This window comes from Paenibacillus sp. PvR133 (genome assembly GCF_017833155.1).
Taxonomy (GTDB): Bacteria; Bacillota; Bacilli; order Paenibacillales; family Paenibacillaceae; genus Paenibacillus; species Paenibacillus polymyxa_B.
The window spans coordinates 3,396,601-3,411,886 of the sequence record NZ_JAFIBS010000001.1 but is presented as its reverse complement, the minus strand read 5'-3'; the positions used below and the strand labels follow the sequence as shown (position 1 = coordinate 3,411,886).

The 15,286-nt window shown below is 44.6% G+C and carries 13 protein-coding genes and 1 pseudogene; 6 read left to right on the top strand and 8 right to left on the bottom strand.

Features of this window, described 5'->3' with window-relative positions; genetic code table 11:
- Window positions 1-164: 164 nt before the first annotated feature.
- Window positions 165-1,982 (bottom strand): APC family permease, encoded by a 1,818-nt coding sequence (locus JOE49_RS15100; RefSeq protein WP_023988151.1) that lies wholly within the window; start codon window positions 1,980-1,982, stop codon window positions 165-167.
- A gap of 193 nt (window positions 1,983-2,175) precedes the next feature.
- Window positions 2,176-3,012, bottom strand: coding sequence for an AraC family transcriptional regulator (locus JOE49_RS15095; protein WP_023988150.1), 837 nt, complete (start codon window positions 3,010-3,012; stop codon window positions 2,176-2,178).
- A gap of 138 nt (window positions 3,013-3,150) precedes the next feature.
- On the opposite strand from JOE49_RS15095, the gene JOE49_RS15090 reads away from it, so the two are divergent.
- From JOE49_RS15090 to JOE49_RS15080, 3 genes are all read left to right on the top strand, one after another.
- Window positions 3,151-5,178, top strand: coding sequence for a beta-galactosidase (locus JOE49_RS15090; RefSeq protein WP_209941721.1), 2,028 nt, complete (start codon window positions 3,151-3,153; stop codon window positions 5,176-5,178).
- Between the two features lie 69 nt (window positions 5,179-5,247).
- Entirely contained in the window at window positions 5,248-6,474 is a 1,227-nt protein-coding gene (locus tag JOE49_RS15085; RefSeq protein ID WP_053325222.1) for an MFS transporter, read from the top strand.
- Between the two features lie 210 nt (window positions 6,475-6,684).
- Window positions 6,685-7,320, top strand: coding sequence for a hypothetical protein (locus tag JOE49_RS15080; RefSeq protein WP_023988147.1), 636 nt, complete (start codon window positions 6,685-6,687; stop codon window positions 7,318-7,320).
- A gap of 73 nt (window positions 7,321-7,393) precedes the next feature.
- Here the strand turns inward: JOE49_RS15080 and JOE49_RS15075 are convergent, their stop codons facing one another.
- Entirely contained in the window at window positions 7,394-8,224 is an 831-nt protein-coding gene (locus tag JOE49_RS15075; RefSeq protein ID WP_023988146.1) for a DegV family protein, read from the bottom strand.
- A gap of 21 nt (window positions 8,225-8,245) precedes the next feature.
- Window positions 8,246-8,683, bottom strand: a complete 438-nt coding sequence (locus tag JOE49_RS15070) for a MarR family winged helix-turn-helix transcriptional regulator (RefSeq protein ID WP_075154067.1) — start codon at window positions 8,681-8,683, stop codon at window positions 8,246-8,248.
- A gap of 149 nt (window positions 8,684-8,832) precedes the next feature.
- Between JOE49_RS15070 and JOE49_RS15065 the strand changes: the two are divergent.
- A pseudogene (locus JOE49_RS15065) lies at window positions 8,833-9,042 on the top strand (GNAT family N-acetyltransferase); the annotation flags it as partial.
- Between the two features lie 188 nt (window positions 9,043-9,230).
- On the opposite strand, the gene JOE49_RS15060 reads toward JOE49_RS15065, so the two are convergent.
- The 3 genes from JOE49_RS15060 to JOE49_RS15050 all read right to left on the bottom strand — a co-directional run bounded on the left by JOE49_RS15060 (window position 9,231) and on the right by JOE49_RS15050 (window position 11,774).
- Complete coding sequence (locus tag JOE49_RS15060; protein ID WP_025718538.1) at window positions 9,231-9,812, bottom strand: NAD(P)H-dependent oxidoreductase; 582 nt, start codon at window positions 9,810-9,812, stop codon at window positions 9,231-9,233.
- A gap of 72 nt (window positions 9,813-9,884) precedes the next feature.
- Entirely contained in the window at window positions 9,885-10,307 is a 423-nt protein-coding gene (locus JOE49_RS15055) for a MarR family winged helix-turn-helix transcriptional regulator (protein ID WP_209941719.1), read from the bottom strand.
- A gap of 345 nt (window positions 10,308-10,652) precedes the next feature.
- A complete protein-coding gene (locus JOE49_RS15050) occupies window positions 10,653-11,774 on the bottom strand; it encodes an NADH:flavin oxidoreductase (RefSeq protein WP_209941717.1) in 1,122 nt (373 codons plus the stop codon).
- A 247-nt stretch (window positions 11,775-12,021) separates the two neighbouring features.
- Between JOE49_RS15050 and JOE49_RS15045 the strand changes: the two genes are divergently transcribed.
- Window positions 12,022-12,618, top strand: a complete 597-nt coding sequence (locus tag JOE49_RS15045; RefSeq protein ID WP_209941714.1) for a TetR family transcriptional regulator — start codon at window positions 12,022-12,024, stop codon at window positions 12,616-12,618.
- Between the two features lie 95 nt (window positions 12,619-12,713).
- Here the strand turns inward: JOE49_RS15045 and JOE49_RS15040 are convergent, their stop codons facing one another.
- Entirely contained in the window at window positions 12,714-13,865 is a 1,152-nt protein-coding gene (locus JOE49_RS15040) for an iron-containing alcohol dehydrogenase (protein WP_025718549.1), read from the bottom strand.
- Between the two features lie 251 nt (window positions 13,866-14,116).
- On the opposite strand from JOE49_RS15040, the gene JOE49_RS15035 reads away from it, so the two are divergent.
- Window positions 14,117-15,151 (top strand): C40 family peptidase, encoded by a 1,035-nt coding sequence (locus JOE49_RS15035; protein WP_069080042.1) that lies wholly within the window; start codon window positions 14,117-14,119, stop codon window positions 15,149-15,151.
- Window positions 15,152-15,286: the final 135 nt, after the last annotated feature.

The window sequence follows — 15,286 nt, the reverse complement described above, 5'->3', positions numbered from 1 at the left end:
AGTCAGCTCACGCAAATGAGTATGGGCTAATTGGCAGTGACTTTATTTCAGGATTTTGCAAAATTCGATTCCAGTCGCTCCGAAGTGCAAGATATAGACGAACTAAAGCATTTCGATCTATATCCTGTTCATCGGAAGTCGCTTATGGGATTTTTGCAAAATCCTCATTTATTTAAATGAAAAGGTACGGTCGTTACGATCACGTCTTTGTAATTAATCAAATAAGCTCTCATCAGTAAGCTGGTCTGATTGTGTAGAATATTTTCCCACCAGTGCTTGGTGATGAATTGTGGAATGAGAACAGTGATATGGTCCTCGTCTGCTTTTTTCCACTCTACTGTATCGATGAACTTGCGGAGCGGATTAATGATGCTGCGATAACGGGATCTCAGCACTACTAAACGTATGCCCACGTCCCACTCTTCCCACTTCTGTTCCATTTTTTGAATCGCCTCATCATCCACACCCACATATACGGCAACCACATTATCCGACAAGGTTTTGGCATAGCTGATCGTATTCATAACGACTCGCGTAATACCTGCCACCGGAATAATAATCGTATTGCCTTTCACCATAGGTTTATCCTTGGTAATATCAATGCGCAGTTGTTCAGCCGTATTTTTGTAATGCCTGTTGATCTTCATAAAGAAATACAGAACCAAAGGCAGAAAGATAAAGATTACCCACACCTGGCTAAATTTGGTGAAAATAAAGATGAGCGTAATCGACAGCGTGGTCAGCATCCCAACCGTATTAATAGCAAGTTTGACGATCCAGCCTGGCGGTTTGAGCTTGATCCAGCGAATCATCATGCCAAGTTGCGAGAGCGTGAACGGAATAAATACCCCTACGGCATAAAGCGGGATCAGATTTTCTGTGTTGCCGCCAAATACGATAACCAGCAATGCCGAGAAGATACTCAGAAACAGGATACCATTAGAGTATCCAAGCCGATCTCCACGAACCATGAACATGTGCGGCATGTATTTGTCCTTCGCGAGCATAAAAGCAAGCAATGGAAAGGCCGAATAGGCTGTATTCGCCGCCAAAAACAAGATGAGCGCCGTTACGCCCTGAATGATGTAATACATCACACCGCGCCCGAAAGTGGCGTTCGCAATTTGCGAAATGACCGTTTCATGCGGATTAGGACGAACACCGTACCAATAAGCCAGCAAACTAATTCCGATAAACATACACCCGAGAATCAAACCCATCATCATTAGTGTAGTTGCTGCATTTTTGGCAGCTGGCTTGCGGAAGTTCGGAATGGCATTCGAGACAGCCTCTACCCCAGTTAACGCCGAGCAACCCGAGCTGAACGCCTTCAGTAGCAGGAACAGGCTGACGTTGGATACCGTAGCTCCAAATTGCGGTGCTGCAGCATGAGCTCCCCCTGCCACGTAATGAATGATACCGCTAATAATCAAAACAAAAATAGCAACAACAAATAAGTAAATCGGTACAGCCAGCACCGAGGCAGATTCTGTCACCCCGCGCAAGTTCATAATAGTCAAAAAGATAATCATAATCAGAGCAATGGCGATCCGATGATCATGTAACGACGGGAACGCAGATGTAATGGCATCTGTACCTGCTGATGAGCTAACTGCTACCGTCAGAATATAATCGACCAGCAAAGAACCACCTGCAATCAGACTCGGACTCTTTCCCAAATTGTCCTGTGCAACAATGTACGCTCCGCCACCACCAGGATAGGAAAATATGGTCTGTCTATAGGACAGGATCAGAATGATCAGCAAACCCAATACCGCAATGGATATAGGAATGGAATACCATAGGGCAGCGAAGCCTGCTGTAATTAAAACCAGCAGAATTTGCTCCGTTCCGTAAGCTACAGAGGACAAGGCATCTGAGGACAGAATGGCCAGTGCCTTGAGCTTATTCAGTTTCTCATCTTCAAGGGCCGTCGACTTTCGCGGACGACCGATTAATAATCTTTTGACTTTACTCAGCATTTCGTTGACTCCTTCTTTGGATGAGGGTTTTGCAAAAGAACTATGGATCTTATGTTTATTATGTCACCTGCACATCAGTTTGATGAAACAAATGAACTATTATTTTATACTCCCTCATCCTGAAAAAAACAATAAGGAATGCTCCCTAAAAAGAGCATTCCCGAGTAAGAAAGAGTATTTCGATAAAATACCCTTATGTATACAGTAATTTGAACCTTTCCGGGGTAATTCCTTCAGCTCGGCGGAAAGTTGCCACAAAATGACTGGCATCTCGGAATCCTACTCGCTCCGAAATCTCCTTTACTGTTAATTGCGGATATTCCGTCATCATTTCCTTGGCCTTCCGCAGCCGAATTACAATCAGATAAGCATAAGAAGTCACACCAAACGCTTGCTTAAATAATGTATTTAAATGACGGGAGCTGACATTCATCATAACTGCCATATCACCTAGGCCCACATCTGGACTGGCATAATTTTGCTCCATAAAGGCCAGTACAGGGGTTAAACGTTCCACATTATGGGATAGGGAAGGCATCGAGCTATGTTGTCCATGTTTACGCAGTAGAGTCAGAAAACGATACATATTGGCCGAAGCATCTAATCCAGACAAATCACGTTCACTAACCATGGAATGGAGCATAGTTTCCCCAAAGCTGTGCAGCTCGCTATCCGGGTCCCAATGATACCCGCGTGTATGCTTCAATCCCAGTGCAGTCAATACAGCAGCGGCGATGGGGCCGTCAAATGTAATGTATAACGTTCGCCATACCTTGGTCGCCCGCCTGTATGCATGGGATTCCCCGGGCAACAGCAGAACCCCGGACTGCTCTCCCAGACGGAAGGTCCCCCCTTTAAATGTAAACATCCCTTCACCAGACACTGTCTGAATCCAGTGAAAGCACGGATAACCCTCTGGACGGGACACATCCTCCTGCCTGCTGTTAAATCCGATACTTTCAATAAAAAGGGGTAAAGAGTGCTCACGCGTAGTCAGGAAAAATCTTAAATGATGGGGAGTTAAAATCATAAAAAGCACCTCCGGCGTATGCGGGTATGTATTCTTCATGTAGATCCATATTGTTATATACACGTTCATTTTATTATATTTAAAAGCAGTTATTTGTATTATAAGATAGAATTATTCTTATATACAGAGGTGATTGGCATGATAAGCAGCAAACTTCCTAAAGTATTTTACGGTGGAGATTATAATCCTGAGCAATGGGATGAGGCCACGCATCAGGAGGATTTACGGATGTTCAGGCAAGCAGGGATTGATATCGCCACGGTCAACGTATTCTCATGGGCTAAAATTCAGTCCGACGAAATCACATATCATTTTGAATGGCTGGATCAATTGATTGACAGTCTTTATGAAAGCGATATCTTCGTTTGTCTAGCTACTAGCACGGCAGCGCACCCTGCTTGGATGGCTACCCGCTACCCCGACGTTCTCCGGGTGGACGCTGACGGACGGAAGCGGAAATTCGGTGGCCGCCACAACTCCTGTCCGAACAGTCCAACGTATCGAAAATACGCGGAGCAGATGGCTGACCGAATTGCAGAACGATACAAAAACCATCCCGCGATCCTCGTGTGGCACGTGTCCAATGAGTACGGCGGGGATTGCTATTGTGATAACTGCGCGACCGCATTCCGGGTGTGGCTCAAGCAAAAATACGGATCACTGGAAGAGCTAAACCGGGTGTGGAATACTTCCTTCTGGGGGCACACCTTCTATGATTGGGATGAAATTGTACCGCCAAATAATCTGAGCGAGCATTGGGGAGAAAATCACTCCTGCTTTCAGGGCATATCCCTCGATTATGCGCGCTTCAATTCAGACAGTATGCTGGATTGCTACCTATTGGAATATAACGCGATTAAAAAACATGTTCCCGATGCCGTGGTAACAACCAATCTGATGGGCTTTTTTAAGCAACTGGACTATTTTAAATGGGCTAAGTACATGGATATTGTATCTTGGGACAGCTATCCCGGGGCCAATACTCCGATAAGCTATACGGCGATGGCGCACGATCTGATGCGCGGATTGAAGGATGGGCAACCCTTTATGCTGATGGAGCAAACACCGAGCCAGCAGAACTGGCAGGCGTATAATTCGCTTAAACGTCCCGGCGTTATGCGGTTATGGAGTTATCAGGCAGTCGCGCATGGCGCGGACACGGTCATGTTCTTCCAGCTTCGCCGCTCGATCGGCGCTTGTGAGAAATTCCACGGGGCCGTCATTGAGCATGCCGGGCATGAGAACACACGTGTATTTCGCGAGGTGGCGCAGCTTGGCAGTGAGCTTGGCGCATTAGGCAACAGGCTACTTGACGCGACCGTTAATGCCAAAGTAGCCATTTTATTCGATTGGGATAATTGGTGGGCTTTGGAAAAATCAAGTGGCCCTTCTGTTGCCTTGAAATATATGGATCAGGTACACAAGTATTATGCTCCCCTCTTCCGGCGGAATGTACAGGTAGACCTGGTTTCTGTTGATGCAGATTTCCAGAAATATGATCTCATTATCGCGCCTGTACTATACATGGTCAAGCCGGGTACCGCCGAGAAGCTGGAACAGTTCACAGAGCATGGCGGCACCTTCGTAACGACCTTTTTCAGTGGCATTGTAAATGAAAACGATCTGGTCACAACCGGAGGATATCCTGGTAAACTACGTAACTTGCTCGGGATCTGGGTGGAAGAAATTGACGCCCTTCTGCCGGAATCACACAATCGCATTGTATTGAAAGAAAAGGTGGGCGTATTACAAGGTGAATATAAATGCGGTCTGCTCTGCGACTTGTTGCATAGCGAAGGCGCCGAGGTGCTGGCCGAATACGGCGATGATTTCTATCAGGGCATGCCAGTGCTGACACGCAATCGTTTCGGTCAAGGTGAGGCATGGTACGTTGCTTCAGACCCTGAAGAAGCTTTCCTTGATGGCCTGCTGGGCTACATTTGTGAGCAAAAAGGGATTCCATCCCTGCTGCGCGCTCCTGCGGGTGTAGAAGCCACTGTACGGACCAAAGATGGAAAATCATATCTATTCGTTCTGAATCATAACGCCCAGACGCAGCAATATCATCTGGATGATCAGAAAGGGAATGAGCTGATCAGCGGTAAATACCTGGAAGGAGAAATTTCTATTGAAGGCTACGGCTTTCAAGTACTGGAGCTATCATAATCACTCAGATTTGACTCATGCAGTTTAGCTTGCCGCATGAGTCAAATCTAGGTATCAAAGGAGTTCATCATGAAACGACTGCTATGGATCGGCAGCTTATCTTATTTTTTAATCGGCCTGGCACACGTGGTTGTAGGCTCCCTACTGCCTGTGTTGTTAGAGCATTACGGTAGAAACTATACGGATGGCGGAAGTCTAATCTTCGCTCAATTTTCCGGTTTTCTGGCTGGAGTCCTGCTGTCGCCGTGGCTTGCCCGGAGTTTCGGCAAACGCCGAAGTCTGGTATTCGCCCTGCTCCTGCTATGCGCGGCGGAAGTGCTGTACTCATTGCTGCCGCCTTGGGGTTGGCTATATGCCGTCGGGGCAGCAGCCGGGTTTGGCTTCGGTATGATAGAAACACTCATTGGCACTATTATTATCAGCGGTATTACTCAAGGAACGGGTGCGGCTATGAGCCGTCTGGAAGTCTTCTTTGGGATTGGCGCTTTGGCTATGCCCGCTATCGCCAGCCAGCTCATTGCACTCGGTTGGTGGCGATTGGCCTTCCCCATCATTTCTATGTTTGCAGCCGTCACTGTCATAGCTTGGCTGCGCGGGTCCTTCGGCACGCTGGACGCTGTATTAGACCAACAGGAACACCAAGGTGACAACCATACGCGTTCCACTAACTCACCCAAATCCCCCACGGTGGAGGCTTCTAAGGATAGCCCTATAGGCAATTGGAAGCTACTTGCACTATTTATCGTCTTTTTCTTTATCTATGTAGGGACAGAGATGAGCCTGGCTAATTTCCTGCCCTCCATGTTCATCGAACGGCTGGGTCTCACACAAGCCGAAGCAGCACTTAGTGTCACCTGCTTCTGGTTAGCAATGGCTACCGGCCGGTTATTCACAGGCTACATTGCCGATCGATACGGCTACGGTGTCTTTGTCGCCCTGAGCTCACTGGCAGCGACCGTGCTGCTGTGCGTGTTCCCGCTGATCAAAGGGACTGAAGGCGCCTTTATCCTTATTGTACTGCTGGGGCTGGGCATGTCCGGCATCTTCTCCATCGCACTTGTTTTTGCCAGCAAAATGATGCCGGGTACAGAAGAATCTACCACTAGCCTGCTTATCGGCGCAGGTGGAGTTGGGGGAGCTCTGCTGCCTTTATGGCTCGGAAATAGCATGGACCGTGGTGGAGCAGTCTCATCAGCGTGGTTGCTGGCAGGCTTCGCCTGTATCCTGTGCCTGCTTGGGGGCATCTTGTACGCCCTATATGTGCGCAAAAAACGGCTTCAAACCGCTTCATCATGAGACTCGTCTCTACTGGCGCCTTTGTCTGTTCCTTGGTTGTCATCCAAGTGCACATTCAAAGGTGCTTTTTTACATACTAGACGAATGCACCTTGTACAGCAGCCCGTTTTTAGTCAAAATAGATCGTTTCCTATGAATCACAGGACAGATATCCATGCCTCCTCTAGATGAATGGAGTAGTATACAACAAACCATATGGAGGTGTTTGTATTGGGTCATCCTGAATTAAAACGAAAAAAAGGCCGTAAAAAAAATGTTTTTGTCCGTGCCTGGTTTGATAAGTTAGAAAAAAAGTTTGAGGAAAAGCCCCCAAAGAGAAAAGTCCGCTCGAAACGGAAAGGGGTTGGAAAAGATATCATCGTCAAAAAGCAACTTGTAAGTGTGAATATTAATCATAGCGCTTTAGGGCCTGAAGGGGATCCTGGAACCATAGGTGATTTAGCGCAGTTCGGTTATATTTATAATGTGAAGCCCCAAGTTGTTCCGATTGAAGGGGATGTCATTTTGGATACGAACGGTATACTTACACCTGGAATTGCTCATGTTCCAGGAACTACACAGATTGCTGTATCCGATGCTGGAAAATATGAAGTTCACTTTTCGGTGTCCGGTGTGGAACCTAACCAATTCGCTATCTTTATTAATGGCGCACTGGCTGTGGGAACTGTATACGGCTCAGGAGCCGGGACACAACAGAACACAGGGCAAGCTATCCTCGCTCTGGCATGCGGTGACGTCCTTACTCTGCGAAACCATAGCTCTACTACTGCTGTTACCCTGCAAACACAAGCCGGAGGAACTCAAGCCAGTATAAACGCTTCTGTCCTCATTAAAAAATTGAGATAGGCTTGAACTCCCACAAAGTCTCAGTGTACTAAAAAGGGTTTATCCATACAGCGAGGATAAACCCTGAATATTTTTAAAAGGCCATAATGATCCCTTTGTCATTGGCATACATTGAACTAATCCCTCTGGTGGACACAATATGAATATCTTTAAATTGATAGCGTTTCTTCAGCGCATTCATCAATTTTTCCGCCAGCCCAGGATTATTGCAGTGAGTAATGACGATGCTTTCTCCTTCGGTAGCCCGGCCACTTTTTTCAATAGTATCTGCCAGCTTTTCGATAATTTGATTCTGACCGCGTGCTTGAGTAAAAAATGCGATATTCCCGTCACCATCCGAGCCTAAAATAGGCCTGATATGCAAGAGTGAAAGTATCTTTCCAGTGATTTTATTCATTCGTCCGTTCTTAACCAAATTATCCAGATTTTCTAAAACAAAGTACGTTTTCATCTTGCTGATAAAGCTCTCCAAGGAAGAAATAATTTCGCTTTTATGATAGCCCTCGTCGATTAGCTTGCGTAGTTTTAGAGCTAACAAGAGCTGTCCAGCCGAAGCGCTTTTCGAATCAAATACATGAACATCCGCCCCCTCTTCTTCCGCCATATCTTTTCCTACCAATGCACTGGAATACGAACTGGACAGGTTGCTGGATAATGTAATGGCAAAAGAAGTATGCGTACCTTGAAAGGCTTCCTTATACAGCATAGGTGACGGTGATGCGGATCCAATTTTGGTTGTACAGGCTTTCATTTCTTCCATAAACTGAGGCAAGTCCAATGTGTCATCATCTACGAAGCATTTATCTCCCAGCGTCATATTTAACGGAATCGTAGTAACTTGCATCTCTTCTCTAAGCTCTCTCGTTAAATCACAGCAGCTGTCTGCTATTATTTTATATCTCACCCGGTACACCCTCACATTATGTTATTTTTCAATAGAACCCGTATTCATAATACTCAAAGAAAGCTCAATTAACCGTATAAAATCCTTCACATTCTTCTCACCCAAACCTACTACAAGCGCTTCAAAATAACCCTCAATTCTCTGTTGCTTCTGTTTGATCAAGGATTCACCATCTACTGTGAGCCTTACACACATTCGTCGTCTGTCATGCTCAGACATTTCCATAGTCACATAGCCTTTTTTCCTTAATCCCGTAAGCGCTGCCGTAATTCTTGATCTGGATACATGCAGATGATCGCTGAGTAAGGAAGGATTAATTTCATCATCCCGATGCTGAACTAAATATTGAAGCACATGGTTTTCCCCCTGAACAAGCTCCGTCAGGCTACTGAATAATTCCATGTCATAAATCCGGTTAACGGATTCTCTCAATTCGTCCCTTAGTTCATAATCTTTCATAGTGAACCTCCGCAAAACACATAATACATACAGTTAACTATTAATACTATGTACTATAATGAATTGCCCACGATAATAACAATGAAATATTTGTGAATTTTAATACAAGGGTTAATGAGCTCAGCGTCGAATAAGATCATCCCAGTTACCAAGGTAAAGGAGTCGGCAGTCAAATATTAAAAAATCTGCTAGAACAAAATCATGTAAAAGGAAAACATGTAACCTTAAATGTTCTGCAAGGAAGCTCAGCCAGACGTCTTTATGAACGGTTTGGTTTTAAAATTGAACGTGAGGACCCTATTGACGTTTACATGTACTTAATCGTAGAGGGACATTCCAAAACCGTCGAAAGATCATAGAGTCATGCTTCAACACACCCTTGAATGTCCAGTTATATCTGCCCCAAGATGCTATTACAAATTCAAAAGATCTATGAACCGGGATGTTGGAGATATATAAGCACTATAAGAAAAGGCCAACCACTAAATACGGGTTGACCTCATCAATTAAAGAATGTCTTACGTTTCTAAGAGAACATAAACTGACTTTACAGCACCGTTTTAACCGTGTCTTGGACTTGCTTCAGCAGTCCTTTATAACCATCTTCATCAAGGTAACCAATACTTCCAAGCAGCAAGTGACCGACGGATTCAATTCCAACGAAATCAAAAATTCCCGTATCTGATGTGATCTTCAATCCTGCGGTCATACCGATTTCATCGTAGATCGCGTTGGGAGTACCATGTGTATTCACGATAAAACCTTTTTTACCTGTAAGCAGCTTATTAATCCCTTCCGCACCAGCCGTATATGCAAATCCGTATGCAAATACACGGTCAACGTAACCTTTCAGGATGGCAGGAAGACCTGTCCACCAGATGGGAGAAATAAAAATAATTGTATCCGATTGTGAGATGTATTCCTGCTCCACTTTGATATCAGCCGGAGTTTGCCCTGCTCTCATAGCGGCAGTATCCTCAGGTTTTAATACAGGTTGAAAATCAAGGGCATATAGATCACGTACAACGACTTCGTCACCTTTTTCTTTCAGAGTATTTACAACCGTTTCGAGTATCGCGTGATTAAAGCTTTCTGCGTTAGAGTGAGCATAGATAATAAGATGTTTCATTTTAATAACCTCCAGATGTTTTATTGTTATTTTGATATTAATATAGATATCTATACATTTACTTAAAAAAATTTATAATCTGTTTTTTACATGCTCCAGTAAATATTCCAGCTGTTCTTTTTCTTCATCTTTGAGACCACCATAGATGGTTTCTTGTAATCTATTGGAGATCATCTCAAATACAGGCACTATCTCTCTTCCCTTATCGGTCAAATATATCAGGGTAACTCTGCTATCCTCCCTTTCTTTTTTTCTTTCGACATACCCCAACTTCACTAGCTTGTCGATCAAAACAGTGACCGTGGGTTGCTGACGAGAAATTTTTTGCGTCAATTCCTTAATGGAGAGCCCGTCCTTTTGATAAAGGAACATTAGGATTCCGCCATGAGTAGGAACAATCCCTTCAATTCCATTCGATTCGAGCTCAGACACAATCAATTTATTGATCGAGTCTCTAATGGTTCCTATCAGTGCAGCTGCATTATTTTTTAACATACAAGCATTATTACATAGACATCTATATATATCAAGTGTTGGTGTCAGTCTGATCTGGTTTTAGTATATGAATGATTCAAAGAACTACGATTAAGTTTGATATAATGAAATCTAAAATAGATAGTAGCTTTTTAAATGGAGCAGCTTTTTAAAAAAATTCAATACTTGAGTACCCAAGAAAAGACAACTTTAGAGCAAATATGACTTAATCTAAAATGGTTCATGGTGGACTACTATCGCAGACGCATAAAAAAACCAAAATACCAAAGTTCCTTATCTGACTTTGAGTATTTTGGCTTACAGTGTTATTTATGAAATGAAGAGGTGTTCAAAGTACGATATGTTTTAGTTGAGCGTTTGAAGTACCTCAGGTGTAAAGGTTTGAAGATCATGAATTCGGCCTTCACGTATTTTCGTAGCCCATGCAGGATCGCCCAGAAGCGCACGCCCAACAGCTACCAAATCAAATTCATTGTTGTCCAGCCGTTCCAGAAGTTCATTAATATCTTGGTGTCCTGCCCCTTTCCCTTCCATATAACTTACAAAATCCTCATCCAGACCTACAGAGCCAACCGTAATCGTGGTTTTTCCAGTCAGCTTCTTCACCCACCCGGCAAAGCTCAAATCGGAGCCTTCAAATTCAGGTACCCAAAAGCGACGTGTCGAGCAATGGAAGATGTCCACGCCCGCTTGTACTAACACATTCAGGAGCTGCCCCAGTTTATCCGGTGTATCGAACGGCTTTGCGTTGTAATCATTCATTTTCCATTGGGATAGGCGCATGGCAATAGGGTAATCAGGGCCAACCTCAGCACGAATAGCTTCCACAAGCTCAATGGCGAATTGAGCACGTTTTATGATATCGCCACCATAGCGATCCGTACGTTGGTTCGTTCTCTCCCAAAAGAATTGATCAACCAGATAGCCGTGCGCTCCGTGAATTTCAACGCCGTCAAAGCCCAGTCGTTTTGCATTCGCAGCTGCATCGACATAGGCCCCAATGACCTTGACGATTTCTTCTTCTGTCATCGGCTCGGTCACTTTTTTTCCTTCCAGATCCAGCCCTGATGGACCAATCGACAGCGCTTCTGGGTTCGGCTGAGATCCCAAAGGGCGAGCCATCCCCATATGCCAAAGCTGTGGAAAAATTTTACTACCGGCTTCATGAACCTGTCTGACCACTTCAGCCCAACCGTTTAAAGCCGCTTCTCCATAAAAATTAGGTATCCTCGGCTCACTTGTTCCAGCAGGATGGTCAATTACTGCACCTTCAGTAATAATAAGACCTACATCATTCTCTGCGCGACGGCGATAATAAGCGGCTACATCCGGTCCTGGCACACCATTTGGTGAAAAAGCGCGGCCCATTGCCGGCATTACAATACGAGTCTGTAGGGTCAGATTATGAATGGTATAAGGTTGAAATAAAGCTTCTGTTGAATGGACATTTTGCGGTTGATTACTCAAGGATTGTACCTCCCCATTTTCTTTTCTCGCTTTTTAGCGATTATATAAAAAGCTCGTGCACCATCAAACGGGGTGCAAGTGAAATGTTAGCAATGTTTAATTTATCATTCAACCGACAAAATGTTCATTCTGTTGCTTAACCAAAAGGGTTATAAAATTGTTGTATATCTAAACTCACTTGTTGACAAAACAACACATGTTTATAATGGGGGAATCATTTAATTTACCTGAAAGGAGTGTCTTGAGGATGCCTGGTGTAACCTCACCCAACCCAAACGATCCGCGCGTCATTCGAACACGTAGATTAATTCTCGACGCATTCGTTGACCAATTAAATAAGAAAGACTTCTACACGATTACGATCAATGACATTACCCAAAAAGCCACCATTAACCGTGCCACGTTCTATGCACATTTTCAAGATAAATATGCACTGCTTGAAACCCTTTTGTCAGACGCATTTTTGGAGTATGTTATCAAGAGGATTGATGCTGAGGCACGTTTGTCGGAGGAGATCATTCAGAAACTTATTCTTTCGTTATGTGACTATCACGACTCAAGTAACCAATGCGTTCATAAATATAATTCAGTGGCACCGATCCTGGAAGAACATATTAAGAATCAATTAGAGCAATTCATACTTCAACTCATAACAAGAGAAGCCAATAATACAGACCAAAGAACGTTAGAACTTGCCGCGACCATTTTAAGTTGGTCCATTTATGGTGTAACCTTTCGCTGGAATGTGGAAGGAAAAAAAGAGTCTCCTACAGATTTAGCCGAGAGAGCTGTGCCTTTAATCTTCAATGGGGTTGTCTTATCTCTAGTCTCACAAATCTGTTAGCAGAAAATGCGAATAAAAAGGGCCGTTCCCAGTATACTTCGATCAGTTCCTGGGACAGCCCTTATAGTATTAAGTAAAATAATTGCATCTTTTATTTAAAGAATTTTCTTAAACATCTCGATAACTTGTTCTTTGCTAGGTATGAACGGATTGCCCGGAGCGCAAGCATCCTTCATTGAGTTCTCGGCGAGCAGATCCAAATCCACTTCATTTACACCCAGTTCAGAAAGTTTGGAAGGAATCCCCACTTCCTTCGACAGGTCTTTGATTCTTTGGATTACATAGTCAGCGCATTCCTTATCCGTTTTCCCCTTATCTTCAAAACCGATGACCTTAGCGATGGCACGAAACTTCTCTGGTACATGCTTGGCGTTCTCCTCTTCCACAATCGGCAGCAGCATGGCATTGCAAACACCATGAGGCAAATCGTATACGCCGCCAAGCTGATGCGCCATCGCATGAACGTAACCCAATCCGGCATTATTAAATGCAAGTCCTCCCAAGAAAATAGCGTATACCATTTGCTCACGTGCTTCTATATCATGACCGTTGCTCACTGTACGAGCCAAATGATTAAAAATAATCTCTACTGCTGCCAACGCAGTGGCATCCGTTACAGGATAGGAACCTGGTGTAACCAAAGCTTCAATAGCATGGGTCAGAGCATCTAGCCCTGTAGCTGCCGTTAATGCGGCGGGTTTGTCTACCATCAGCTCAGGGTCGTTGACCGAAATCGTAGCTACACTATTCTTATCAACCATAACCATCTTGACCTTGCGCTCTTCGTCCGTAATGACATAATTGATCGTGATTTCAGCCGATGTTCCTGCTGTGGTATTAATAGCTACAATAGGAAGCGATTTATGCTTGGATTTATGAACGCCCTCATACTCGGTTATATGTCCCCCGTTGGTAGCAATAATGCCGATTCCCTTAGCCGTATCCTGTGGTGATCCTCCGCCAATCGAAATTAAAAAGTCACATCCGTTTTCTTGCAGAAACTGAACACCATCATGTACATTTTTACAGGTCGGATTTGGTTTTACTTCATCGTATACCGCATAGTTCAATCCAATATCATCCAGCAAAGATGTAACCTTGCCTGCAATGCCACTCTTCATCAAAAATTTATCCGTAACGACTAGAGCTTTGTTTAAATTCAGTTCTTTTATATACGGCCCAACTTCATGCAAACAGCCTGTTCCCATAAGATTGATAGATGGTACAAAAAATACATGTGCGCTCATATAAAATCGGCCTCCTAAAGGATTCACTTCTTGTTGCCTCGCTAAATACGGAATTATTCTATAAAGTGAAATATTTCACATTTATAATTTTATCTTTATTTTATTTTGATGTCAATAATAAAACACAGATATTTATTGGTTTTATTTTTGTTTGTTTTGTTTTTTTAGTGAATCCAATATTTGGTACACAACTAATCGGAGGAAGCCTCGTACAACTTAGATGAACACATTAACAACGAGGTGATGACAGCATGACAATCAACAAGGGAGTATTGCTGGCTCTGCTGGCAGTATCGCTGCTCCAAGCAAACCCGTCTTATGCGAAGTCGGTACCGCTGACTCCAGTGACGACCGTTTATGTGGATGACCACCCGCTTCAGCTTGCCGCCGAGCCGCTGCTGCTAGACGGGACAACGCTCGTCCCCATGCGTCAGTTGTTTGAGGCGCAAGGAGCTGTGCTTTCCTGGAACGGATTCAGCAAAACCGTAACAGCAACCAAAACCGACACGGTGCTGACCTACCACATCGGGGAACTCGTTGCTACCCTAAACGGCAAAACGCTGTCCCTGAATGTTCCGGGACAGATCGTTGAGGGCAACACGATGATTCCACTGCGTTTTGTGAGCGAAGCACTTGGGAGCACAGTGAAGTGGGATGCCCTTACCCGGACAATCCGGATTGCCTCCAGGGACGATTTTTTCACAACAGTTCTTTCCAGGGTCAACCTGCGCAGCGAACCGGATTCATCGGGAGCTTCCCCTTCCCTGCGGCTTATTCCAGCCAGCGAAAAGGTTCACGTCATCCGCGAGGTCAATGCTCTCTGGCTGGAAGTGCGCACTAAAGACAACCTGACCGGATACATATCGGCAAAACCAAAATACAGCGACTATTCCAGCCCATCCCTGGCGGAACGGCAGGGAGATGAACTCATCGCCTACGGAGAGAAATTTCTCGGTACCCCTTATGAATTCGGCGCAGCAACCGGACAGACATCGACCTTTGATTGTTCTTCTTTTGTGGGGGAAGTGTTCCAGCATACGCTCTCTATCGACCTCCCCCGTGTCTCTTATGATCAGGCTAAAGAAGGGCGGGAGGTCGGGCTGAACGAGCTGCGCAAAGGCGACCTGCTGTTCTTCAGCGCACGCGGGCTAGAGATCGGCCATGTGGCTATCTATGCAGGGAACAACAAATTGCTGCATACATTCTCCAAAGAACGCGGCGTTCATTTTGACACGCTTGACGATAAATGGCAGAAACGTTTCGTAACAGCGCGCAGGCTGTTTTAGGACGAACCAGATAGCCAGTAACAGTAGGCTATTCCAGTCCACATTCATTATCTTCTAATTGCCTTTTGCCGGACGCTCCCTTGCGGATTGCGTTCAGGCGGCAAAAGGTCTGGATTCATTGTAAAATGGAGGTCA